This is a genomic window from Nocardioides marmoriginsengisoli (assembly GCF_003725695.1).
GTDB lineage: Bacteria > Actinomycetota > Actinomycetes > Propionibacteriales > Nocardioidaceae > Marmoricola > Marmoricola marmoriginsengisoli.
The window spans coordinates 1,016,800-1,039,333 of the sequence record NZ_RJSE01000007.1 but is presented as its reverse complement, the minus strand read 5'-3'; the positions used below and the strand labels follow the sequence as shown (position 1 = coordinate 1,039,333).

23 protein-coding genes and 1 pseudogene are annotated in these 22,534 nt (G+C 66.6%); 13 read left to right on the top strand and 11 right to left on the bottom strand.

Going from position 1 to position 22,534, the window contains the following annotated elements; all coding sequences use genetic code 11:
• Positions 1-189: 189 nt before the first annotated feature.
• The 6 genes from EFK50_RS13570 to EFK50_RS13545 all read left to right on the top strand — a co-directional run bounded on the left by EFK50_RS13570 (position 190) and on the right by EFK50_RS13545 (position 4,993).
• A complete protein-coding gene (locus tag EFK50_RS13570) occupies positions 190-741 on the top strand; it encodes a TetR/AcrR family transcriptional regulator (RefSeq protein ID WP_183407813.1) in 552 nt (183 codons plus the stop codon).
• Between the two features lie 46 nt (positions 742-787).
• Entirely contained in the window at positions 788-1,303 is a 516-nt protein-coding gene (locus EFK50_RS13565; protein ID WP_123228063.1) for a thioesterase family protein, read from the top strand.
• A gap of 130 nt (positions 1,304-1,433) precedes the next feature.
• On the top strand, positions 1,434-2,594 hold the full coding sequence (locus EFK50_RS13560; protein ID WP_123228062.1) for an acyl-CoA dehydrogenase family protein: 1,161 nt from the start codon (positions 1,434-1,436) through the stop codon (positions 2,592-2,594).
• Positions 2,595-2,623: 29 nt separating this feature from the next.
• Positions 2,624-3,601 (top strand): NADPH:quinone oxidoreductase family protein, encoded by a 978-nt coding sequence (locus EFK50_RS13555; protein ID WP_123228061.1) that lies wholly within the window; start codon positions 2,624-2,626, stop codon positions 3,599-3,601.
• Between the two features lie 82 nt (positions 3,602-3,683).
• The gene (locus tag EFK50_RS13550) at positions 3,684-4,283 is read left to right on the top strand and encodes a DUF6125 family protein (RefSeq protein ID WP_123228060.1); all 600 of its coding nucleotides are present in this window, start codon (positions 3,684-3,686) and stop codon (positions 4,281-4,283) included.
• Between the two features lie 98 nt (positions 4,284-4,381).
• The gene (locus EFK50_RS13545; protein ID WP_148046160.1) at positions 4,382-4,993 is read left to right on the top strand and encodes a TetR/AcrR family transcriptional regulator; all 612 of its coding nucleotides are present in this window, start codon (positions 4,382-4,384) and stop codon (positions 4,991-4,993) included.
• Positions 4,994-5,215: 222 nt separating this feature from the next.
• On the opposite strand, the gene EFK50_RS13540 is transcribed toward EFK50_RS13545, so the two are convergent.
• The 8 genes from EFK50_RS13540 to EFK50_RS13505 all read right to left on the bottom strand — a co-directional run bounded on the left by EFK50_RS13540 (position 5,216) and on the right by EFK50_RS13505 (position 14,480).
• Positions 5,216-5,407 carry a ferredoxin gene (locus tag EFK50_RS13540; RefSeq protein WP_123228058.1) on the bottom strand — a complete coding sequence of 64 codons (192 nt, stop codon included), beginning with the start codon at positions 5,405-5,407 and terminating at the stop codon, positions 5,216-5,218.
• Positions 5,408-5,424: 17 nt separating this feature from the next.
• Positions 5,425-6,813: an aldehyde dehydrogenase family protein gene (locus EFK50_RS13535; protein WP_123228057.1), complete on the bottom strand. Its 1,389-nt coding sequence runs from the start codon at positions 6,811-6,813 to the stop codon at positions 5,425-5,427.
• Positions 6,813-7,601 carry a coniferyl-alcohol dehydrogenase gene (locus tag EFK50_RS13530; protein WP_123228056.1) on the bottom strand — a complete coding sequence of 263 codons (789 nt, stop codon included), beginning with the start codon at positions 7,599-7,601 and terminating at the stop codon, positions 6,813-6,815. Before EFK50_RS13530 ends, EFK50_RS13535 begins: the two co-directional genes overlap by 1 nt.
• A gap of 30 nt (positions 7,602-7,631) precedes the next feature.
• A complete protein-coding gene (locus tag EFK50_RS13525; protein ID WP_221177382.1) occupies positions 7,632-8,705 on the bottom strand; it encodes a cytochrome P450 in 1,074 nt (357 codons plus the stop codon).
• 176 nt (positions 8,706-8,881) lie between these two features.
• Positions 8,882-10,417, bottom strand: coding sequence for an acyl-CoA synthetase (locus EFK50_RS13520; protein WP_123228054.1), 1,536 nt, complete (start codon positions 10,415-10,417; stop codon positions 8,882-8,884).
• Between the two features lie 25 nt (positions 10,418-10,442).
• On the bottom strand, positions 10,443-10,844 hold the full coding sequence (locus EFK50_RS13515) for an SCP2 sterol-binding domain-containing protein (protein WP_123228053.1): 402 nt from the start codon (positions 10,842-10,844) through the stop codon (positions 10,443-10,445).
• 211 nt (positions 10,845-11,055) lie between these two features.
• Positions 11,056-13,239 carry a 3-hydroxyacyl-CoA dehydrogenase NAD-binding domain-containing protein gene (locus EFK50_RS13510; RefSeq protein WP_123228052.1) on the bottom strand — a complete coding sequence of 728 codons (2,184 nt, stop codon included), beginning with the start codon at positions 13,237-13,239 and terminating at the stop codon, positions 11,056-11,058.
• A gap of 26 nt (positions 13,240-13,265) precedes the next feature.
• Positions 13,266-14,480, bottom strand: coding sequence for an acetyl-CoA C-acetyltransferase (locus tag EFK50_RS13505; RefSeq protein WP_123228051.1), 1,215 nt, complete (start codon positions 14,478-14,480; stop codon positions 13,266-13,268).
• 149 nt (positions 14,481-14,629) lie between these two features.
• On the opposite strand from EFK50_RS13505, the gene EFK50_RS13500 reads away from it, so the two are divergent.
• From EFK50_RS13500 to EFK50_RS22485, 6 genes and pseudogenes are all read left to right on the top strand, one after another.
• Positions 14,630-15,253, top strand: a complete 624-nt coding sequence (locus EFK50_RS13500) for a MerR family transcriptional regulator (RefSeq protein WP_123228050.1) — start codon at positions 14,630-14,632, stop codon at positions 15,251-15,253.
• A 93-nt stretch (positions 15,254-15,346) separates the two neighbouring features.
• Complete coding sequence (locus EFK50_RS13495; protein ID WP_123228049.1) at positions 15,347-15,865, top strand: nuclear transport factor 2 family protein; 519 nt, start codon at positions 15,347-15,349, stop codon at positions 15,863-15,865.
• Positions 15,862-16,374: an SDR family NAD(P)-dependent oxidoreductase gene (locus EFK50_RS13490; RefSeq protein WP_123228048.1), complete on the top strand. Its 513-nt coding sequence runs from the start codon at positions 15,862-15,864 to the stop codon at positions 16,372-16,374. The genes EFK50_RS13495 and EFK50_RS13490 overlap by 4 nt, the downstream gene beginning before the upstream one ends.
• A 358-nt stretch (positions 16,375-16,732) precedes the next feature.
• Positions 16,733-17,518 carry a maleylpyruvate isomerase N-terminal domain-containing protein gene (locus tag EFK50_RS13485; protein WP_183407811.1) on the top strand — a complete coding sequence of 262 codons (786 nt, stop codon included), beginning with the start codon at positions 16,733-16,735 and terminating at the stop codon, positions 17,516-17,518.
• A gap of 29 nt (positions 17,519-17,547) precedes the next feature.
• Positions 17,548-18,699, top strand: a complete 1,152-nt coding sequence (locus EFK50_RS13480) for a GMC family oxidoreductase (protein ID WP_123228046.1) — start codon at positions 17,548-17,550, stop codon at positions 18,697-18,699.
• Positions 18,605-19,125 (top strand): annotated as a pseudogene (locus tag EFK50_RS22485) (GMC oxidoreductase). The gene EFK50_RS13480 and the pseudogene EFK50_RS22485 overlap by 95 nt, the downstream one beginning before the upstream one ends.
• 448 nt (positions 19,126-19,573) lie before the next feature.
• Here EFK50_RS22485 and EFK50_RS21880 read toward each other — a convergent pair.
• Positions 19,574-19,765: a hypothetical protein gene (locus tag EFK50_RS21880; protein ID WP_148046159.1), complete on the bottom strand. Its 192-nt coding sequence runs from the start codon at positions 19,763-19,765 to the stop codon at positions 19,574-19,576.
• A 135-nt stretch (positions 19,766-19,900) separates the two neighbouring features.
• The gene (locus EFK50_RS13470) at positions 19,901-20,389 is read right to left on the bottom strand and encodes a MarR family winged helix-turn-helix transcriptional regulator (RefSeq protein WP_123228045.1); all 489 of its coding nucleotides are present in this window, start codon (positions 20,387-20,389) and stop codon (positions 19,901-19,903) included.
• Between the two features lie 140 nt (positions 20,390-20,529).
• Here EFK50_RS13470 and EFK50_RS13465 point away from each other — a divergent pair, with 140 nt between their 5' ends.
• Positions 20,530-22,017 (top strand): MFS transporter, encoded by a 1,488-nt coding sequence (locus EFK50_RS13465; protein ID WP_123228044.1) that lies wholly within the window; start codon positions 20,530-20,532, stop codon positions 22,015-22,017.
• A gap of 127 nt (positions 22,018-22,144) precedes the next feature.
• Here EFK50_RS13465 and EFK50_RS22830 read toward each other — a convergent pair whose 3' ends face one another.
• Positions 22,145-22,375, bottom strand: coding sequence for a hypothetical protein (locus tag EFK50_RS22830; RefSeq protein WP_281274030.1), 231 nt, complete (start codon positions 22,373-22,375; stop codon positions 22,145-22,147).
• Positions 22,376-22,534 lie beyond the last annotated feature (159 nt).

Sequence of the window (22,534 nt, the reverse complement as noted above, 5' to 3'; positions counted from 1 at the left end):
GGATCGGAGGACGTCCGGGCTGCCGTCGCTGCTGTCGTCGGACCCGGTCAGGACCGATTCCTCCGTCTGAATTCTGAGTGTCGCTGCGCACCTCCACCCGTGCATCGTAGACTTAATCATCATTCGCAAAACGAAATGGTGGCCATGAGGCGGTTCGGAGATGACGAGTCGAAGGTCCCCTACTTCGACGTGGGCCTGCGGATCCTCGCAGAGCAGGGCTTCACCGGGCTCAAGTTGACGACGGTCTGCGCGGAGCTCGACGTTACCACCGGCGGTTTCTACTACTACTTCAAGAACCTGCGTCACTTCATCGACGAGCTGATCAACTACTGGCTTGAGTCCTGGACCGAGGACATGGTTCGGACGGCCGAGGCCGAGAGTGACCCGTTCGCCCGGCTGCGGATCCTGATCGACGAGGGGACCCGGCTGCCACACCAGACCGAAGCCGCCATACGCCACTGGGCGGCCAGCGATCCCGCCGTCGCCACGGCGATGCACCGCGCCGATAGCGCGCGCACGCAGGTGCTCCGCGACACTCTGGCGACTCTCGGTCTCGACGAGGCGGAGCGCGACCAGATCGCTGAGTCGGCGCTCTACCTGCTGATCGGCTACGAGTTCCGCGACCCGCAACGCCAAAACCCGGAGACGTTCCGCTGGGGCCTGCACCTGTTGCTCGAGTACATAGAGCGGCGCGCCGCCGCGACGTCGGGCGACGCCGAGCCCGAAGCCTCGCGCATGTAGCCCTACCCGGCTCGGGCGCCCGCTTGATGCCTTCGAGGAGACCGCCATGCCACTGAACGTCCCATCGTTCGACCAGGTCCTGGAGACGGCGCACGCCCTCACCCTGGTCGTACCACCGGAGTTCGAGGACCTCAACGGCCACATGAACATTCGTCACTACGTCGCGACCCATGACGAGGCCGCCGTGGCGCTCTTCAACGAGATCGGCTTCGACCCGGCCTACGTGAAAGACCGCTCCCGCTACTTCTTCGACCTCGAGCACCACCTCGGCTACCACTCCGAGGTCTTCATCGGCGACGAGATCTCGGTCTACCTCAGGTTCGTCGGACGGACCCACAAGGTCATCCACTACGTCGCGTTCGTGGTGGACCACCGCACCCGGCTCGTGGCCAACACCATGGAGGTCGCGACCGCACACGTGGACCTGGCCACGCGACGGACAGTCCCGTTCGCGAACGAGGACGTACGCCAGCTGGACCGGCTGATCGCCGCCCATCAGGAGCTGGACTGGGCCGTACCGCTCTCGGGATCGATGAACCTGTCGCGACCGGTGTCGCCGTAGCCCACACGCCCTGTTCCTGAGGGGTGGCAACCCAACCCCTCGGCACAGGGTGGACAGTGCGTTCGATCTAATATATCGTTTGCTATATTAAGGCCCGCACCCAGGCTGCCCGCACACAAGGAGAGAACCCGTGGAACTGCTGCTCGACGAAGACAACAAGTCGTTCCGCGACTCCGTCCGCTCCTGGGTCGACGACAAGTACACGAACGAACGCGCGCGTCAGCTCGAGGCCGATGACGTCAACTACCCGCAAGAACTGTGGGAGGACTTCGCCGACGCCGGGTTCCACGGCATCGGCATCGGCGAGGAGTACGGCGGCCAGGGCGGAGACGTGATCTCCCAGATCGTCCTCGGTCAGGGCCTCGCCCGCAGGCTCGGCGGTCTGGTCGCCGTCTGGGGTATCCCCTCCTTCGCCGGCGGCAAGTCGATCGGGGCGTACGGCACCGAGGAGCAGAAGCAGCGCTTCCTCCCCGACCTGGCCAAGGGCAAGCTCCGTTTCGCCATTGCCATCACCGAACCTGCCGGCGGAACCGACGTCCTGGGCGCGATGCGGACCCGAGCCACCAAAGTCGACGGTGGCTGGACCATCAGCGGCCAGAAGGTGTGGTCCACTGGAGCCCACGTGGCGGACTACCTGCTGGTGCTCGCGGTCACCGACCCAGAGGAGAAGCCAAGCCGCCGGACCACCTGCTTCCTGGTGCCGACGACGAACAATGGGCTGACGATGCGGAAGATCCCGAAGATCGGGATGCGCGCCGTGGCGTCCAACGAGGTCTACTTCGACGACGTCTTCGTCCCCGACGACCTCGTCCTCGGCGAGATCGGACGCGGGTGGGCCAACATTGTCGCCACCCTGAACAACGAGAGGATCCTGACGGCTTCCTTCGCCACCGGCATGATCGAGGGCGTGCTCGAAGGAAGCCTTGAGTACCTCAAGGTCCGTGAAGCCTTCGGCGGCCCGATCGGCCGCTTCCAGGCCCTCCAGCACTACGTCGCGGACATCTCGTCCTGGCTTCAGCAGAGCGAGCTCATCACCTACTACGCAGCGCTGCTCCAGCAGCAGGGCCAGCCCTGCGCCAAGGAGGCCACCATGGCCAAGATGGTCACGGCCGAGTACGTCTCGAAGGCCTCCGACCTCGGCATCCAGATCCTCGGCGGCATGGGAATGGCCCAGGAGACCGATATGCAGCGCTTCTGGCGCGATTCGCGGCTGTTCCAGATCGCCCCGATCACCAATGAGATGGCCCGGAACATGATCGCCGAGTCCTACGGCCTCCCCCGGTCGTACTGACCGATGCACTGCGCTCGGAGGACACGGCCGTGAAGGCGCTCGTCTGCGACACCTTCGGCTCGATAGACGACGTCACCTACCGCGACATCGAGGCGCCTGCGCCCGGGCCCGGTCAGGTCCTGATCGATGTTCGGTCGGCGGGGACCGGCTTCTACGACGTGCTCTTCGCCGAGGGCAACTACCAGATCAAGCCGGACCCGCCTTTCATTCTCGGGTGCGAGGTGGCCGGGGTGGTCCGCGTCGCTGATCCGGACGACGACCGACTGAAGGTCGGTGACCGAGTCATGAGCCTCGGGATCGAGTTCGGGACCTTCGCCGAGCAGATGGTGCTGCCTTCCTGGCTGCCGACCGTCGTCCCCGCAGGCCTGGACTTCGAGCGCGCCGGCGGGACCATGTCCTCCCTCGGTACCGCCCAGCACGCCCTCTGCCAGCGCGCCGGGCTGCGGCCCGGCGAGACCCTCGTGGTCACCGGGGCAGCCGGAGGTACCGGAAGCGCGGCCATCCAGATCGGCAAGGCGGTCGGCGCACGCGTGATCGCGGTCTGCTCGTCGGACGAGCGAGCCGACTACTGCCGGACGATGGGGGCCGACGAGACCGTGGTCTACACCCGGACCGACCTCAAGAGCGCCCTGCGCGAGCTCACCGGCGGCCGCGGCGCCGACGTCGTCTTCGAGACCGTCGGCGGCGAGGTCTTCGACGTCTGCACCCGGGTCACGGCCATGGGTGGCCGGCTCCTCGTCGTCGGCTTCGCATCCGGCGAGATCGCCCCGTTCCGGACCAACCTGGCCCTCGTCCTGGGCTACTCGCTGGTCGGGGTCAACTGGCTGAGCTACCTGCGCGCCCGACCCACCGACCACGAGGCAACGATGCGCCAGCTCACCGACTGGCTGGACTCCGGCATCGTCGCACCACCCGTCAGCGACGTCGTCGCGATGGCTGATGGCCGCGACGCGCTGCGCCGGATCGCCGAGCGCGCAGTCATGGGGAAGGTCGTGCTGGTTCCGTGAGCAGCATCTCCCGCCGATACAGGTGCACGTCGACCACCTGCTCCCGAATTCGCACGCCACGACAACGCACAGGAGGAAAACCATGGACGAGCTCGATGACTTCAGCGGTCCGTTCGACCCGAACTTCAAGGCTGAGGACCTATCAAAGGAAGCGCTGCTGAAGCTGTGGCGGAACACGTGCCGCCTGCTGATCGGCGTCGACGGCCACTGGGCTGCCCGCGTGCGCGAGCGCCTGGGTGAGGACGAGACCCACGAGATCAACAACGGCGTCTGGGAAGACATGGTGTCCCGCGAGAAGCGCTGGATCACCGACGGCATGAACATCGAAGGCAACGACATCGCCGCCTTCTTCAAGTTCCAGCAGATCAACCCGGCCACCGCGGGCATCATGGAGATCGACCTGGACCTGGAGTCCCCCAACAAGGGCACCATGACGGTCACCAAGTGCTCGGTTCTCGACTCCTGCGAGAAGCTCGGCCTGCCGGGTCGCCAGAAGTCGTGCTGCGACATGGACGTCGTCTACTTCCCGGCACAGGCCCTCGAGATCAACCCGAACATCAAGACGAAGTGCCTGAAACTTCCTCCGCGCAACCGCCCGGACGAGATCGCGTGCAAGTGGGAGTTCACCTTGGACCCCGAGCACGCCAACGTCGAGGAAGCCGAACCGGTAACGACGCCCTGAGCCGGTTGGGGCATGCACCGGTGTGCCCCAACCACCCGGCGTGCGCGCCGAGCGGCTCGCTAGTCTGGTCCAGCCGGTTGGCATGAGATCGTGAGGCGGTGACCACAGTGGCGAAGCGCGGACCCGGACGAGCCCCAGCGGGGACGATGGACGGCCGGGCAGCAGTGCTGCGGGCAGCTCGCGAGGTGTTCGCCGAGCGCGGCTACGGAAGCGCCACGACCCGCGAGGTCCTCGCGCGTGCCGGCACCACCTCGCCGACGCTGCACCACCACTTCGGATCGAAGGCCGGCCTCTACCTTGCCGTGCTCCACGACGTCGTCGAGGAGATCCTGGTGGAGCTGACCGACGCCGTCTCCGGCCACAGCTCGTTCCTAGACCGGGTCGACTCCATGCTCGACGCCTCGGTGCGCCTGAACGAGCAGGACTCGACCACCTCCCGCCTGGTGTTCTCGGCCCCTGTCGAGGTGCGCCAGAACCCTGAGCTCGCGTCCGGGTCGGACCGGGTCGGCCGGTTGGTCGACTTCGTCGAGGACATGTGCCGCGAGTCCGAGGACCTGGCGCTTGAGCCCGCGGAGGCGACCCGGGCCATCATGACGATCCTCTACGGCCTGGGCCGCTCGGCGATCACGCTGGACCAGCGTCAGTACGAGCAGGTGGTCGCCGCGATGCGCGCAGTGATCCACGGCGCGTTCGTCCGCCTTCCTGCCTGACGACTCCCGCTCGAGCGTGCAGAAACCCGCCCGGCACGAGGCCGGGCGGGTGGCGGACGAGCTCAAGGGGAGTTAGCTCGTCCACATGACCGCACTTCTGGGCGTCGGGCTCGAGAAGGAGCCCCGCACGCGGTCACGTCAGCCCGTGGAGCCCGTCCGGCGTCGGTCTGGTCACACGACGCCGGACGGAAGCCGGGTCAGGCGGTGGGTTCGGCCACCGCGTCAGCGCTCGATCCAGAGTGCCTCGGTCGGGCAGCCGGCAACGGCTTCCTCGACGGCCGCGAGGTCGCCCTCGTCGAGGTCCTCGCGGAGCAGGACCAGGTCACCGTCGTCGTTCACCTCGAAGAACTCCGGGGCGAGCGATTCGCAGATCCCGAGTCCCGTGCACTTCTCGAAGTCGACCTTCACCTTCATGCTCGATCACTCCTTCTCTAGAAGACCTTGCGGAACAGCTTGAGCGTGCGTTCGCTGTACGGCGGGTAGATGAACCGCAGGTCGAATTTCATGGTCTTGGCGAGCACCGACTTGCGGTGGCTCATGGTCTCGAAGCCGGTCTGCCCGTGATAGGCCCCCATGCCGCTGGCACCGACACCGCCGAACGGCATCGAGGGCACCAGGCAGTGCATCGCGACGTGGTTGATCACCGCACCGCCGGCCGGGATGGCATCGACCAGAGCCTTGGCCCGCTTGCGCGACTTGCTGAAGACGTACACCGCCAACGGCTTCGGTCGCGCGTTCACGAATGCCGCGGCTTCGTCGAGCGAGTCGACGGCGATAACCGGGAGGACGGGCCCGAAGATCTCCTCCTGCATGAGGTCGTCGTCAGGGTGCGGGTCCACGACGATCGTCGCCTCGATCGTCAGTGCGTCCGGATCGACGCCTCCGCCGAGCACGATCTCGCCGCGCGTGTTGGCCAGGTAGCGACTGAGCCGCTGGTGCTGGCGCGCGTCGATGACGCGCATGGCGTCGGGCTCGTCCTGGCGAAATTCGGCCACCACGGCGATCAGCTCGGCCACGAGTGCGTCCCTGATCGATCGGTGGGCGATCACGTAGTCCGGAGCGATGCAGGTCTGTCCGGCGTTGAGCAGCTTCACCCACAGCAGACGCCGGGCCACGACGGCCAGGTCCGCGTCGGAGGCCACGATGACCGGGCTCTTGCCCCCGAGCTCCAAGGTGACGGGGGTCAGGGTCGGTGCGGCACCGGCCATGATCTTGCTACCGATGTTGGTCCCACCAGTGAATAGAACGTGGTCGAACCCTGCTGCGAGCAGTGCCTGGGTGGTGTCGGCGTCGCCCTCGACGACCCGGACCGCCTCGGGGTCCAGGTACTGCGGAACGAGCTCGGCCAGCAGCGCGGACGTCCGGGGAGCGTGCTCAGAGGGCTTGAGGACAGCACAGTTCCCAGCCGCGACCGCGGCCACCAGGGGACTCAGGGTCAGGTAGACGGGGTAGTTCCACGGCCCGATGACCAGCACGACACCCAACGGTTCGTACTGGACCCAGCCCGACGCGGGCTGCTGGGTCAGCGGGACCCCGGTACGGCGGCGGCGCATCCACCGACGCACGCGCTTGCGGGCGAAGTCGGCCTCGCCGCGGGTCGACGCGATCTCCCCCAGCCAGGACTCGACCGCGTTCCGTCCGAGGTCGGCCTCGATCGCCTGGGCGATGGCCTGCTCCTGCTCCTCGACCAGTCGGGTGATCCCGGCGAGCTGCTGCTCACGCCACTCGAGAGACCTCGTCCGTCCGGTGGCGTGGACGGAGCGAAGTCCGTCCACCACCGCCTGGGCAGACCCGATCGCGTCGACTCCTGTGGTCGTCATCAGATCTGCGGGTCCGGGAACAGGCCGGTGGCGAGTGCACCACTGACGCCACCGTCGACCGCGAGGGCCTGGCCGTTGATCCAGCCGGCCTCGTCGCTCGCCAGGAACACGATCACCTTCGCGATGTCTTCCGGGGTCGCGTGCCGACCGAGCAGGTCCTTGACCCCGTCCAGGGTCTCCTTGCCCATCGACTCCTCGAAGTCGGCGAGGATCGGCGTCTCCACCGGGCCCGGCAGGACGGCGTTGATGCGGACACCGAGATCGACCAGGCCGAGGCCCATCATCTGGGCGTAGACCGTGGTCACCTCCTTCGAGAACGTGTACGCGTTCCCTTCCGGAGCGTTGTCCTTGAACCACTGGAGGCCGTCGGAGTAGGTGTCCGTGGACAGCAGGTCCCTGATGGCGTCGAGCCGGCGCGGCCAGCCGTAGCCTGCCGACGATCCGACGATGACGACGCTTCCGCCGTTGAGGCGGTCGAGCAGCGCTTCGGTCAGGTGCCGGACGGCCAGGGCGTTAACCGCGATCACTACGTCGGCGGGAGCCGTGCCCGGGACACCGGCGACGTTGAGGAGGCCGTCGAAGTCACCCTCGAGCTGGGCGATCGCCTCGTCGATGCTCGCCTCGTCGGCGAGGTCGACCGTGATGTGCCGGCTGACTGCTGCCGTCGGCTGGTTGCGATCGAGGCTGATCACCTCGGCGCCTTCCGCGAGCAGGCGCCGCGCCGTCGCGTCACCGACTCCGGAGGCGGTCCCGGTGACGACGAAACGCTTTCCCTTGAGGCTGGTCATGCTGTGTCTCCTTGAATTCTTCGGACCGACTCAGTCGACCGTGCAGGGCATGGATTTGACCGACCGGACGAAGCTGCCGGTCAGGAAGTCCGGGTCACCGACCCGCAGGTTCGGCGCACGGTGCAGGAGTTGGTCGAAGATCGCTCGCAGCTGCATCTTGGCGACGAAGTTGCCCATGCAGAAGTGCGGTCCACCACCACCGAAGCCCTGGTGCGGGTTCGGACTCCTGGTGATGTCGAACTTCCACGGGTCGACGAACACCGACTCGTCCCGGTTGCCGGAGGTGTAGAGCATGACGACCCAGTCCCCCTTGAGGAGGTCGTGCCCACCGAGCACGGTGTCCTCGGTGACCGTGCGGCGGAAGCTCATCACCGGCGACGTCCAACGGACGAACTCCTCGATCGCACCGCCGATCCGACCGTCGAAGTCCTCCATCAGGAGCGCCCGTTGCACGGGAAAGTCCTGGAGCGCCCGCGCCGCGATCGTAGTGGTGTTCCGAGTGGTGTCGTTTCCGGCGACCGAGAGCAGCACGAAGAATGAGCCGATCTCGTCGTCAGTCAGCTTCCGCCCGTCGACCTCTGCCTGGACGAGCGCCGTCATGAGGTCACTCTTCGGCTCGGCGCGCCGACGTCCGGCAAACTCCATGCCGATCGTCAGGAGACTGACCAGAGCGCCGTTGAGCAGCTCCATCGGCTGCCGCCCAGCAGCGACGTCGTCGTCGTTCCAGGACACCAACTCCTCTGCGTGGAGCGCGGTCTCCTCACGCAGCTCCTCCTCGAGCCCCAGCATCTCGAAGACGGTCCACATCGGCAGCCGCTTGGAGACGAGCTTGACGAAGTCGCCTTCCTTCTCCTTGAGCAGGTCGTCCACGATGCGCGCGGCCTGGCCCTCGATCTGCTCCTGGATCAGGGAGACGCGCTTGGGTGTGAACGCCGAGCTGATCACCTTGCGCAGGGATCCGTGTTTCGGCGGGTCGGTGCCGAGCATCGAGGAAGCGGCCTCCACGATGTCCTCGGAGAGGTCTTCCATGTTGATGCCCTGCGCGGAGCTGTAGATCTCCGGCTTCTTGCTCACCTCCGCGATGAGCTCGTGCGATGTCGCCACCCAGACACCGTCGATGTCAGGTGCCAGGAGCCCACCCTGCATCGGGCGGTGCCAGGAGAGCGGACGTTCGCGACGCAGAACGGAAAAGGTCTTGTCCCGTTCCTCCATGGTTGTCGACCAGAACTCCAACGGAGAGACGTCGAGCTCGTCGAACGGACGCATCGAAGCCCCGGACATCACGCACTCACCTCGTAGCGCTCGCTGAGTTTGCGCTTGAGCAGCTTGCCGGTCGGTGTCCGCGGCATCTCGTCGATGAAGTCGACGCTGCGCGGTGCCTTGAAGTGGGCGACACGTTCGCGGGCGTAGTCCATGATTTCCTGCGCTACCTCGTCCGATGCTTCGACACCGCCCTTGAGCTGCACGACGGCCTTCACCGCTTGGCCCATCTCGGCGTGGGGCACGCCGATCACGGCTACGTCGAAGATCTTCTCGTGCATGGTCAGGACGTTCTCGACCTCTTGCGGATAGATGTTCACCCCGCCCGAGATGATCAGGAAGGCCTGGCGGTCGGCAAGGAAGAGGTAGCCGTCCTCGTCGACCCGGCCCAGGTCCCCGACGGTCGTCCAGGTGGCGTGGGTCGGGTGGGTCGCAGCCTTCGTCTTGTCCGGGTCCTTGTGGTAATCGAACGGGTGGAAGTCCCGCTCGAAGTAGACGGCACCTACCTCGCCTACGGGCAGCTCGTTGCCGTCCTCGTCGCAGATGTGGGCGGTGCCCATCCCGACCTTGCCCACGGAACCGGGCTTGCTCAGCCACTCGGGCGTCGAGATGAAGTACATGCCGTGCTGCTCGCTCGAACCGTAGTACTCGAACAGGATCGGCCCCCACCACTCGATCATCGCGCGCTTGACCTCGGGCGGACACGGGGCCGCGGCGTGCACGGCCATCCGCAGCGACGAGGTGTCGTACGAGGTGCGGGCCTTCTCGTCGAGCTGGAGGATGCGGACGAACATGGTCGGGACGAACTGCGCGATCGTGACGTCGTACTCCTCGATCGCCTTCAGCGCGTTCTCGGGGTCGAACTTGTCCAGCTGCACCACCGTGCCACCCAGGGCGTGGACCGCGGAGGCCCACTTGAGAGGCGCGGCGTGGTACACCGGCGCGGGCTGGAGGTAGACGTCGTCCGGCCCCACCTTGAACATCTGCGACATCATCGCGGTGATCGGGTCACCCGGCTCGTCGACTTGGATGGTCGGCAGCGTCGGGCGGATGCCCTTCGGGCGGCCGGTGGTCCCGGACGAATACAGCATGTCGGATCCCCGCGGCTGGTCGGTCAGCCGTGGGCCGGCGTTCGCCACGACGTCCGCGTACGACTCGTGGCCGTCGATCTCGCCGCCGAAGGCGATTCTGTGCTTGATTCCCGGCGTGGTGTCAGCCAGCGCATCGGCGATATCGGCCAGGGTGGCGGAGACGAAGATCGCCTGGGCATCGCTGTCCTCGGCGATGTAGGCGACCTCGGTGGCCGTGAGGTGCCGGTTGATCGGGGTGATGTAGAGACCCGAACGGAGCGCCGCCCAGTAGATCGTGAAGCACTCGATGGCGTTGGTTGAGAGCAGGGCGACGACGTCACCGCGGCGCAGGCCGCGCGCGTACAGCGCGGACGCGATGGCTGCCGACTCGTCGTCGAGCTGCCGGTAGGTGAGCACCCGCCCCGACTCGTAGGCGATGACTGCAGGCTTGTCGGGCGCCTGCTGGGCGATGCTTCCTGGATACATCCGGGGCTCCTCAGGTGGTCCGGGCTCAGGCCAGGAGGTCGGTACGGCCGTCGGCGTTGAGACGAGCGACGTACGCCGGGACGAGCTTCTTGGTCAGCGGAGCGAGCTTGAGCAGGGACGCGATGTCGCCGGACACCTTGACCTTGCCCTTGGCCATCGCGAGCGGGAGATTGACCTTGCCCTGCCAGTACGAGTTTCCGGTGTCCGCAGCCATGCGCATCTCGGCACCGCTCTCCGCGGACTCGTCGACCCGGGTGACCTGGCCGGCACCGAGGTCGATCAGGAGCGTCACGTCCGGGTCCGCGTAGACGGTCTTGAGCGAGATCCCGGTGGCTCGCAGCTTCGGGCCGATCTCCTGGTCGGCGAGGGCCTCGGCGAAGATCCCTCCCAGATACTTCTCAACCTCATCGGCGTCAGCGAATCCCATGGCGGCGCAGTCCTTTCTGATCGGTGAGCCCCCTGAAGGATCAGCGGGGCGAGCGAGCTGCTGAGCCCACCTAAACATGTTTATGTAGTCTGTGTCACGCATTTTTGCGAACTAATTTTAGAGGCCTTGTGCAGGGTAGTCCGGGGAACAGACCCGAAACAGACCTGTCATTGACGACTCAGAAGTAGGCGACTGATGTCGTCCTGCGGCACTAGGCAAAGGCGCGCCCGGACGCTGCCGCTTCGAGCAGGAAGTCGCTCGGCGCAAACCGATCGCCGTATCGCTCCGCGAGTGCGCGGGCACGGTCGACGAACGCCTGCGCGCCGACCTGTCCGTCCGAGCCCTCGTATCCGGCAACCGCCTGCAACGCCCCACCGAGGTGGGCGGGGAACCCGATGCCGAAGATCGAGCCGACGTTCGCGTCGGCGACCGTGCGTAGCACCCCCTCCTCGAGGCAAGCGACAGCCTCCATCGTCATGATGAAGGTCAGGCGGTCACGCAGGTCCTCCAGCGGAGGCTGCGCCTTGTCGACAGGGAACCGTTCGGCGAGACCCGGCCACAGGTCCCCGCGACGCCCGTCCACGTACTCGTAGAAGCCCGCTTCCCCGAGCTTCCCCGGACGCTGTGCGCCGAGCAGCGTGTCCACCACGCCGTCTGCCGGATGAGGCGTCCATGCGATCCCTGCCGCCTCGGCGGCCGCGACGGATTCCGCGCGCACGTTGGCGAGCAGGTCGAGGTTGAGCTCGTCCGCGAGTTGGAGCACGGGGGCAGGGAAGCCCGCCTGCGTGGTGGCCCGCTCGATCGTCCACGGCGCGACGCCTTCGCTCACCATCGAAAGACCCTCGTTGATGAACGTGCTCATCACCCGGCTGGTGAAGAACCCGCGACTGTCGTTGACCACGATCGGCGTCTTGCGGATCAGCAGCGCGAAGTCCAGGGCTCGGGCAATCGCCACGTCCGAGGTCTTGTCCCCGACGACGATCTCGACCAGCGGCATCTTTTCCACCGGGCTGAAGAAGTGGATCCCGATGAAGTCCTCGGGCCGCGTCACAGCCGTGGCCAAGCCGGTGATGGGCAGCGTCGACGTGTTGGAACCCAGGAGCGCCGTCGGCGCCACGACCTTCTCGATCTCGGCGAAGACCGAGTGCTTGAGCTCTGCCGACTCGAAGACCGCCTCGACCACGAAGTCAGCGCCGGACAGGTCCTCGTAGGCGTCCGTGGGCTGGATACGCCCGAGCAGCGCGTCCGCCTTCTCGGCGGTCAACCGCCCCCGCTCGACCTGCTTGGCCACGAGCGAGGCGGAATAGGCCTTGCCGCGCTCAGCAGCCGCCAGGTCCCGGTCCTTGAGAACTACGAGGAGGCCGGCCTTCGCAGCGACGTAGGCGATGCCTGCGCCCATCATGCCGGCTCCGATCACCGCCACCTTCTCGATGCTCGACGCCGGGATGCCCTCGGGACGCGAACCTCCCGAGTTGATCGAGGCCAGGTCGAAGAAGAGGGCCTTGATCATGTTGGTCGACTGCTGGCCTACGACCAGGTCGACGAAGTACCGGGTCTCGATCCGGCTCGCGGTGTCAAAGTCGACCAACGCGCCCTCAACGGCCGCCGAGAGGATACTGCGGGGGGCCTTGATCGGGGCACCCTTCAACTGCTTGCGCAGGGTGGCAGGGAAGCTCGGCAGGATTCCGGCGATCTTCGGCGAGGACGGCGCGCCCCCGGGCAGACGGTAGCCCGGCCGGTCCCAAGGCTGGGTCGCGGCGACCTCGTCCTCGGCTTGGTCGCGCAGCCAGACAAGCGCGCAGTCGACCAGCTTGTCGGCAGGAACGATCTCATCGACCAGTCCGACCCCCCGCGCGGCCTCGGGCCGCAGCCGGGCGCCATTCAGGAGCACTTTCGTCAGCGCCGACTGAAGGCCGAGCATCCGAACGACGCGCGTGATCCCGCCACCGCCCGGCAGGAGTCCGAGTGAGACCTCCGGTAGCCCGATGTCGTAGCGCCCTTCGGCTGCGATCCGGTGGTGCGCCGCCAAGGCCAGCTCGAGACCGCCGCCGAGCGCTGCGCCGTTGATCGCAGCAACCACCGGGACACCGATCGTCTCGAGTCGTCGGAGCAGGCTCTTCGTCTCCTGGCACCGGTCGAAGAATGCCTGCGCGTCGTCCGCGGTCGCGGCGATCAGCTCGTTAAGGTCGCCGCCCGCCAGGAAGGTCCGCTTCGCCGAGCGAACGAGCACACCACGGACCGCTCCGCTGGCGACGTCGGCAGCAAGTCGGTCCACAGCCTTCGCCAGGGACGGAGCGAACTGGTCGTTCATCGTGTTCGCGGCCTGTCGCGGGTCGTCGAGGACGATGTGCGCGACGGCTTCATCCACGTCGTACTGAATCACGTCGGTGTTCATGGGTTACTCCTGAAGATTCGTAAAGGTCAGAGGCGTTCGATGACGGTGGCGACGCCCATGCCGCCGGCGACGCACAGCGTCACTAGGCCGATGCGCTTGTCCCGTCGCTCCAGCTCGTCGACCACTGTGCCGACGAGCATTGCTCCGGTGGCGCCGATCGGGTGCCCCATCGCGATCGAGCCTCCGTTGACGTTCGTCCGGTCGTGGGGGAAGTCGTCGAGATCCCGCATCGTGCGTAGCGCGACGGCTGCGAACGCCTCGTTGATCTCCAGCAGGTCGACGTCCTCGACTCCCAGGCCTGCCTTGGCGAGCGCCTTGCGGCATGCAGGCCCTGGTCCCGTGAGCATGATGGTGGGCTCGTCGCCGACGACCGCCGAGGCGAGGATCCGCGCCCGAGGTCGAAGGCCGTACCGTTCCCCGACGGCTTCGTTGCCGATCACGACGAGCGCGGCGCCGTCGACGATGCCCGAGCTGTTGCCAGCGTGGTGCACGTGCTCGATCCGCGGCACCCAGCTGTACTTCTCGAGTGCGACAGCGTTGAACCCGCCCTGGTCACCGGCCATCGCGAACGACGGCTTGAGCTTCGAGAGCGTTTCGACCGTCGTACCTTCACGGATGAACTCGTCGTGGTCGAGGATGGTCAAACCTGAGGCGTCGCGCACGGGCTCGAGCGAGCGGTCGAACCATCCGTTCGCGCGGGCCTTGGCGGCTCGCGCCTGGCTCTCGGCGGCGAACGCGTCGACATCGTCACGGGAGAAGCCTTCGAGGGTCGCCAGGAGGTCGGCGCCGACCCCCTGCGGGATGAACCCGAAAGCGAATTGCGTCTGTGGGTCGGTCGCGTAGGGCCCCGCGTCGTCGGCCATGGAGACCCGGCTCATCGACTCGACGCCGCCGGCGATGATGAGGTCCTCCCACCCGCTGCGTACGCGTGCTGCGGCCTGACTGACAGCTTCGAGGCCGGACCCGCAGAACCGGTTCAGTTGTACGCCGGGCACGACATGCGGAAGCTTTGCGGCCAGCGCTGCGGTCTTCGCCAGGTCGCTGCCCTGTTGCCCCACCGGCATACCGACACCGAGCACGATGTCTTCGATCGCTGAGGCGTCCAAGTCGGGGTTCCGGCGCTGGACCGCGTCCAGGAGCCCGACCACCAGCGAGACCGGCTTCACCTCGTGCAGCGAGCCGTCCGTCTTGCCGCGCCCGCGCGGTGTCCTGACGGCGTCGTAGATGAAGGCTTCAGCCATGGTGGGTCTCCATATTCGAATGAGCGTTAGAATTAAGCGGATCATGCCACGCGGGCGGCCCGAGAGGTGAAACCGCTCCACAATATAGCGTACGCTATATTCGTACCACCACGATCTCTTACCTAGGAATCCGTGACAGCGAGGGCACCATGTTCACTCCCGACACCACGCCGAAGGCCAGCGCGAGGTATGACGTCGACGAGTTGGCAGCCGCGGTCGGCCTCCCGCTACGGCGCGTTCGTTTCTACCTCGCTCGCCGCCTGTTGCCACCCGGCAGTCTCGACGGCCGCGCTGCCCGCTACGACGAGCGTCACCGAGCTCGTCTTGAACTCATCCGCACCCTCCAGGACCACGGACTCAGACTCGACGCCGTGGAACGACACCTCAGAAATATCCCGATGTCGGCCGCGCCCGAGGCGATCGCCTTGCGCGGTGCGTTGTTCAAGGCCTGGCAACAGCACGAGACTACGACACCGGAACTCCGCGGCACTAAGAACCGAGCCCGGCGCCACGTCGACGCCGCAGCCCTCGAACAGCTCCCCACGATGCGCGCCTCTGGTGATTCTGAGAACGAAGCCGACGCCATGGCAACCGCAACCTCAGTGATCGAACGGCGCACGGATGCTCTCGTTGACGAACTGTCGAGCATCCTCTCGTCAAACGATCCTAACCAAGAGGCCCTAACTTTCATTCGCTCAGTGTCGATCAATGTTGTGGCCAGCAGGTTCGGAGTGGTCGCCGATGACGCCATACGAAGCCCATTTCGGAACTGACGTGCCCGTTCCGCCTCTCTGCGCCATAGGCTAATCTGTATTCACTAGCAAGTGACGACTCGCCACGACGACACCTGAAGGGACCCCATAACCATGGCATCCAGCCCCGACCTGGCCACCGACAAGGGAAAACCCATCACGATGGACTTCCTCCGGGAGTTCGGCACCCGGTGGGAGCACGCCTGGAACTCGCACCGGACCGACGAGGTGCTGGCACTCGTCGACGACGACATCCTCTTCGAGGACACTGTGTTCTGGCCCGAGGTGGTCCGCGGGATCGACGAGCTGCGCCGCTATGTCGACACGATCTGGCAGGTGATGCCGGACGTGCAGTTCAGCGAAGTTCAGCTGTTCGCCGCGCCTGACGACGGCCGCGGCCTCTATCTGTTCCGCCAGCAGGGAAGCGCGCCTGACCGTTTCGGCTACGGTCGTTTCGACACCTACGGTTGCGACATCTTCCTCGAGTTCAAGGACGGCCGGCTGGCCCGCTACCTGGCCCAGTACGAGATCACCGAGATGATGCGACAGTTCGGCGCGCTGCCGCCACGGGAGGGCCGCATCGGTGGCGCCTACCTGCTCTCACTCCTCGGCCGACGAGGCAATGAAGCGTGATCGGGCCCCTCACCGGGCAGGCGGCCGTCGTGACTGGTTCATCGCGCGGCCTCGGCCGTGCGTTCGCGGTGGCTCTCGCCCGGAACGGCTCCCGGCTGGTCGTCAACGGCACGGATGCTGCCGCCGCCCAGGACACCGCTGACCTGATAGTCGCGAACGGAGGCAGCGCGATCGTGTGCGTCGGATCGGTCGCCGACCACGCGTTCTGCCAAGAACTGGTCGACGCGTGCATCGACGCCCACGGCACCATCGACGTTCTCGTCAACAACGCGGGGTTCACACGCGACAGGTCGTCGACCCGGATGACTCCGGAGGAGTTCGACGAGGTCATAGCCGTCCACCTCCGCGGCACCTGGTCCTGCAGCACCGCGGCGGCACGGGCGATGCGCGGTGGCGGTGGTTCCCTCATCAACATCACATCCGGAGCCGGGCTCTTCGGCATGTTCGGACAGGCGAACTACTCCGCAGCCAAGGCCGCATCGTCGGCCTCAACAGAGTCCTGGATCTAGAGCTCTCACGCTTCGACATCAGGGTCAATGCCCTTGCACCCGGCTCGGACACACATGATCGCCGTGTTCGCGGATGCCGCATCAGGTTCGACCGTTTCTCACCAGCTGACCTTCCCCCGCCGGAATCCGTCGCGCCCGTCGTCGCCTTCCTGGCTGAGCCAGCCGCGAAGCACATCCGGGGCCAGGTCCTCTCGTTCGACGGCACGGCGCTCGCGGTGTGGTCCCAGCCCGAGGCCGTGTCCACCTGGCACCTCCCAGCATGGGCCGCAGGCGACTTCGAAGCGGCGTTGTCCCGCGACGTGATGCAGTCGGTGCATCCCGACGCATGGGGACCGGGTGTCGTGACACCTCGTGAATCGTGACGCAGAGCCAGCGGGTGGAAGCATTCCGCCGGGAACGACGCGCTCTCTCCGCCGTGCTGAGCACGCTGGAGACGTCCGAGTGGGCGACTCCGAGCGCGGCTGCCGACTGGACAGTGCACGACGTCGTCGCCCACATGAGCGTCGGATGCAAGGCCTTGCTCACGCCCGCCATACTCGACCTCGTCCGCAGCTCCGACATCGAGGCGACGAATGAGGGCGCGGTCGCTTCGCGACGTCACTGGGACTCCGATCGTCTGGTGGCCGAGTACGAGCGCTGGAGCTCAGCGGCATTGCGCTGCTCGGCCGTCGTCGGTCGTACGCCGCTGATCCACCTCCGCGTGCCGCTTGCCGAGCTCGGCCGCTTCCGTCTCGGTGTCATGCTGCCCGGCGCGATGTTCTTCGACCACCACATCCACCTGCGCCACGACATCCTCACGGTCATCGATCGCGACGCCGACGGCTCGGACGCCCTTCGCTCGTCGGTCGTCGTGGAGTGGATGGTCGCCGTGATGACCAACCAGATGCGCGCCGACGGGCTCCCGTGGCTCGACGCCCCCATGAACCTGACCCTGGTCGGCGATGGAGGTGGGAGCTGGACGGTCGAACCGGGCGGTCTCGTCACCGCCGGCCTCACCCCCGGCGCACCCACCGCCGTCCGGGCCGCGGTCGAGGACTTCCCCATCTGGGGAACTGCGAGGACGCCGTGGACCGACCACCGAATCGAGATCGCGGGCCCGGAGGAAAGCGTCATCCGGTTCCTCGACGGACTCAACATCGTGTAACAGGCCCCGAGGCCAGCAGGAGCCCCGCCATGCCAGCAGCAAGCCGCAGGAGAATCGCCTCCGCCGAGGCCGACTACGTCATCGTCGGCGCAGGGTCTGCCGGGTCGGTCGTCGCAGCGAGGCTCGCCTCCGCAGGCGCGTCCGTGATCGTCGTCGAAGCCGGAGGCACGGACCGCAGGCCTGACGTCAAGCTCGCCCCGGGCGTGATGACACTCTACCGCTCGGCGAACTGGAAGTACCCGACCCTGGCGGACCCGACGAAGGACGGTGAGCGCCCGCCATTCGCAGCCGGACGGATCGTCGGGGGCAGCGGGGCGATCAACGCCATGGTCTACGTGCGCGGGCGGGCCGGCGACTACGACTGCTGGGCGGAGGCCGGCTGCACCGGGTGGTCGTACGACGACGTTCTCCCTACCTTCAAGGCCATCGAGTCCTGGGCCGGCGGCGCCGACGACTTCCGCGGCGGCGCAGGTCCAATCCACGTCGAGTGGTGCGGGCACGACCACGAGATCGACCGGGCGTTCGTCGATGCGGCAACGCAGGCGGGGTACCTGCGCAACCCGGACCCAAACGGAAGGGACCAACTGGGCGTCGCCCGAGCCCAGGTGAACCGGCGCCGCGGGATCCGGTCCCACTCGGGGCGTGAATTCCTCAGGGCGGCCCCACGAGGTTCCCGGCCGGTCCTCCTCACCCGCACGACTGTCACCGGCATCCGTCTCGACGGCAGACGCGCGGTCGGGGTCGAGACCACGGCCGGACTGATCAGGGCTCGTCAGGAGGTGATCCTCGCGGCGGGCGCGATCGGCTCGCCAGGGCTCCTCCTGCGCTCGGGGATCGGGCCGGACGGGAGCCGCCACCGGCTCAACGGGGTCGGCACGAACTTCCAGGACCATCTCGTCGTGACGCAGCGCTGGTCGTCGAAGGTCCCGACCTTGAACACGATCGGTCCGATATCCGCGGCGACAGCTGCGGCCGACTTCCTGTGGAACCGGACCGGCCCGATCGCCACCTCACCGTTCGAGGCGCAGCTGCTCACGGACGATTTCCAGATCGCTGTCGGGCCTGTCCAGTACCAGGTGGGGCAAGGTGACCGGAAAGACATTCCTGGAACGAGCCGATGGTTTCACCGTCTATACGGTCCTGCTGCACCCGCAGGGACGCGGCCGCGTCGTCCTCCGTGACGGCAGCCCGGCCGTCGACTTCCAGCTGCTGGGGCACGCCGGCGACCGGCGCAAGCTCGTCGTCGGCGCCGATCTCGCACGCAGCCTGGTCGAGGATCAGAGTGCGATGAGGCACGTCGTGGGCGCCTACGACAGCCCTGCTGACCGCGCCGGAACGAGGTGGCTGGCGAGGTCCGAGGAGAGCATCGCCCACCCGGTGGGCACCTGCCGGATGGGCATGGACGACGACGCCGTGGTGAACCGGAGCTGAAGGTCCACGGGATCGATGCGCTGAGGGTCATCGATGCATCCGCGATCCCGTTCCTCCCGTCGGGACACCAACGCCCCCACCATGATGCTCGCGCACCGGGGCGCGGACCTGGTCCTCGCCTCGTCCGGGTGACGGTCACGCTCTCGGTAACGAGAAACAATTCGAGTATGAGTTAGATCTTACGCTCACCGATCGGAGCACCCGTTACCACGACCGAGCGCAAGGCGTTCTGCCGGACCACCGGAATCTTTGGACAGCTCAGCGATCAGACGATGGCAAGTAGGAAGTGCGGCCCGATCCGACCAGATCAGCGCCGGCATCCTGGCTTGCCGCGAGTAGTTGTGCGCGACGTAGCGGTGATGCAGTAGCGGTCGCGATAGGCCGCAACGGTGCCAACCTCGGTGAGCCAATGCGGACGGCCGGTGAGAGGTGTGCCAAGTCGACTAATCCAGGGGGCACCCGAACCGAGAGCGTCCTCGGCGAGTCCTCGCGCACGGACCTCGATGGTTTTCTTGCGATCGTCAGGCGCAATGCGCATTTCGTCGGTCATCGCGCCGAGGGCCTCCGGGATGAGTCCAGCGATCAGGTGGGAGCACCGCGAGGCTTGCGACCGGATGTTCGACTTCAACTGACCGCCGAGTTGATGCGGTGGACGAGGAACGGCGGCCAGGTCTTCGGCATCACCTGAACGGTGCTGCACGAGTTCTGGAAGGAGTTGGCCGACGTCGTGGCCGCAGTCAGTGGCCCGAAGGCTGTGGAGTCGACGAACGCTTGGGTCTTATTGGGGTCGAGCCCGCAGTTGGAGACCAGCGCCACCAGGCGCGCCCTCGCCGCTTTGGTCGCCTGACCTCGGCGCTGAGGCATCACCGGTGGCTGTGCGAGACCAGACGGCGTGGTCAACCAATCGCCGTGAGCGATCCAGACCAACTTCCAGGTACCGCCAACAGAGCCTTACACGCCGGACAGCGATGCGTCCTGGCGGTGTGCAATCCGGGCCAGCAGGTCCATCAATAGCGCGCGGCCGGATTGGTCCACGCCGTCGAGTGCGCACGCCTCAGCCATGTCGCGGGCGATCGCGAACTTGGCGTAAACCTTCCGACCGGTCGGCGTGATCGCAGGGATACGGACCCGGCGGTCTGACGGATCGACCGAACGCACGATCAACTCGTGCTTTTCGAGCCGGTCGAGAACGCTGATGAGCGTCGTCTTGTCGACGCACACGACCCGGCTCAACTCGAGCTGAGTGCGCTGGCGGCCATCATCGAGCGCCGCGAGCACAAGCCAGTCGCGGACGTCGTTGAGGCCCATCTGGACGGCAGCGAGGTCGAGGTCATCGGTCATCCGACCGGCGGCGGCGTGCAGCAGCATCGTCAGATCGGTGGGGAACGCGGCACAGATCGCCAGCTCCGTCTGGTCAGCGTGGCTTGAAGGTGTTCCCATGCTCCGCACCGTACAACGACAGGCAGAGTTGGTCAAGAGTCGGATTAGTCACACTCGGATCGTCTGGACTCGGACGATCCGAGTCCATATGGTGGAGCGAGTTGAACTCCTCCGCTACTCCGAACTCTCGAAGGACTGACATGAGCACCACTCCCCCCGAGACGACCACGGTCGTCGACCCGCGTCGATGGTTGGCGCTGGTCGTCATCGCCGTCGCCCAGCTGATGGTGGTGCTCGACGCCAGCATCGTCAACATCGCCCTTCCATCCGCCCAGCACGCGCTGGGCATCACCGACGCCAACCGGCAGTGGGTCGTGACCGCGTACGCACTCGCGTTCGGCGGACTGCTCCTGCTCGGCGGCCGGGTGGCTGACTTCATCGGCCGGAAGCGGGCGTTCATCATCGGCCTCGTCGGCTTCGGAGTAGCCTCCGCAATCGGCGGCCTTGCCCAGAACCAGGGCGAGTTGTTCGGGGCCCGCGCCCTGCAGGGCGCCTTCGCGGCGCTGATGGCACCCGCCGCCCTCTCGCTCATCACCGTCACCTTCAGCGAGCCGAAGGAGCGCGCCAAGGCATTCGGTGTCTACGGAGGGATCTCCGGCGGCGGCGCCGCACTCGGCCTTATCCTCGGCGGCGTCCTCACCGAGTACGCCTCCTGGCGCTGGACCCTGCTGGTCAACACCCCGATCGCGATCGCAACCGCGGTCGCCGCATACGTCTTGGTGCGCGAGAGCCGCGCCGAGGGCGAGCCCAAGTACGACATCCCCGGAGTCGTCACCAGCACCCTGGGCCTGGTCGCCCTGGTCTACGGGTTCACCAAGGCCAACGAGAGCGGCTGGTCGGCCACCAGCACGATCTCGCTGCTGGCCGCAGCCGTCGTGCTCCTGGTCGCCTTCGTGGTGATCGAGCGGAACACCTCCGAGCCGCTGCTGCCGCCGCGGGTCTTCACCGAGCGCAACCGTGCCGGCGCCTTCCTGGTCTCGCTGTTGCTCGGCCTGGCGTTGTTCGGGATGTTCCTGTTCCTCGTCTACTACATGCAGGGAACGCTGCACTACTCCGCGGTGAAGTCCGGGCTGGCATTCCTGCCCTTCAGCGTCGGCGTCGTAGCCGGCGCGGGTGTGGCCAGCAGTCTCCTCCCCCGCATCGGGCCACGTCCCCTGATGGTCGGCGGCACCGCAGCAGCCGCCATCGGGATGGCGCTCTTTGCCCAGATCACGGTCGACGGAAGCTACCTGTCGACCGTGCTCCCGGCCCAGATCGTAGTGAGCGTCGGCATGGGACTCGCGTTCGTGGCTCTCTCGAGCACGGCTCTCGTCGGAGTCGAGGACCACGACGCGGGCGTCGCCAGCGCATTGGTAAACACCACCCAACAAGTCGGCGGATCGTTGGGCACTGCCTTGCTCAACACCATTGCAGCCACAGCGACCGCCAACTACATCTCCGCCAATGGTGCAGGCCAGGTCGCCGAGGGTCTGGTCCACGGCTACACCGTCGCCTTCACCTGGAGCCTCGGCGCCCTCATCCTCGCTACGATCCTCTCCCTGGCACTCGTGACCAAGCAGCGTCCTCAGTCCGAGATCGAGGGCGCGGAGACTGCGTTCGAGCATGCCGAGGAACTCTTGCTCATCTGAGCAACAGCGGGCAGAAGAACCGATTAGTGACGGCGCAGGTCCCTAACCGCTGATGTCGGTGAGGGACCTGCTTCGTACGTCCGCGCTCATCACGCGATGTATTGCGGACCGCCTGCGTGCGGACACGTCAAACGCACGCCAGGTCATCATCGCCTTCGCTCTCAAAAGCGGCGAAGGCGCACTGGAGCGCGCGTGCGCCGAAGAGCTCACCCTGGGTCTGCGCGAGGCCGCCGATGGCCGAGGCCACTCCGAACCAGGCAAGGCCGATGATGAACGCCCGCTTGCGACCGATGAAGTCGGCGATCCGGCCGCCGAGCAGGAGCAGTCCGCCGAACACGAGTGCGTACGCCGTGACCACCCATTGTCGGTTGGCATCGGCGTCGACCAGGCTGAGCGCGCGCTACTGCTGGCCCGGATCGCAAGGTAGTCAGAGCGCAGAACTCTCCCTGGCCTGAAACCACAACCCCTTCTTTGCATCTTCGAGCCAATGACTTACCCTCTTCCTATAACTTGGTTA

Excerpts from the sequence above, each read along its gene's own strand:
- EFK50_RS13565 (WP_123228063.1), top strand. The coding sequence starts at position 788 with ATGCCACTGAACGTCCCATCGTTCGACCAGGTCCTGGAGACGGCGCAC.
- EFK50_RS13550 (WP_123228060.1), top strand. The coding sequence starts at position 3,684 with ATGGACGAGCTCGATGACTTCAGCGGTCCGTTCGACCCGAACTTCAAG.
- EFK50_RS13540 (WP_123228058.1), bottom strand. The coding sequence starts at position 5,407 with ATGAAGGTGAAGGTCGACTTCGAGAAGTGCACGGGACTCGGGATCTGC.
- EFK50_RS13535 (WP_123228057.1), bottom strand. The coding sequence starts at position 6,813 with ATGACGACCACAGGAGTCGACGCGATCGGGTCTGCCCAGGCGGTGGTG.
- EFK50_RS13530 (WP_123228056.1), bottom strand. The coding sequence starts at position 7,601 with ATGACCAGCCTCAAGGGAAAGCGTTTCGTCGTCACCGGGACCGCCTCC.
- EFK50_RS13520 (WP_123228054.1), bottom strand. The coding sequence starts at position 10,417 with ATGTATCCAGGAAGCATCGCCCAGCAGGCGCCCGACAAGCCTGCAGTC.
- EFK50_RS13515 (WP_123228053.1), bottom strand. The coding sequence starts at position 10,844 with ATGGGATTCGCTGACGCCGATGAGGTTGAGAAGTATCTGGGAGGGATC.
- EFK50_RS13510 (WP_123228052.1), bottom strand. The coding sequence starts at position 13,239 with ATGAACACCGACGTGATTCAGTACGACGTGGATGAAGCCGTCGCGCAC.
- EFK50_RS13505 (WP_123228051.1), bottom strand. The coding sequence starts at position 14,480 with ATGGCTGAAGCCTTCATCTACGACGCCGTCAGGACACCGCGCGGGCGC.
- EFK50_RS13500 (WP_123228050.1), top strand. The coding sequence starts at position 14,630 with ATGTTCACTCCCGACACCACGCCGAAGGCCAGCGCGAGGTATGACGTC.
- EFK50_RS13495 (WP_123228049.1), top strand. The coding sequence starts at position 15,347 with ATGGCATCCAGCCCCGACCTGGCCACCGACAAGGGAAAACCCATCACG.
- EFK50_RS13480 (WP_123228046.1), top strand. The coding sequence starts at position 17,548 with ATGCCAGCAGCAAGCCGCAGGAGAATCGCCTCCGCCGAGGCCGACTAC.
- EFK50_RS13470 (WP_123228045.1), bottom strand. The coding sequence starts at position 20,389 with ATGGGAACACCTTCAAGCCACGCTGACCAGACGGAGCTGGCGATCTGT.
- EFK50_RS13465 (WP_123228044.1), top strand. The coding sequence starts at position 20,530 with ATGAGCACCACTCCCCCCGAGACGACCACGGTCGTCGACCCGCGTCGA.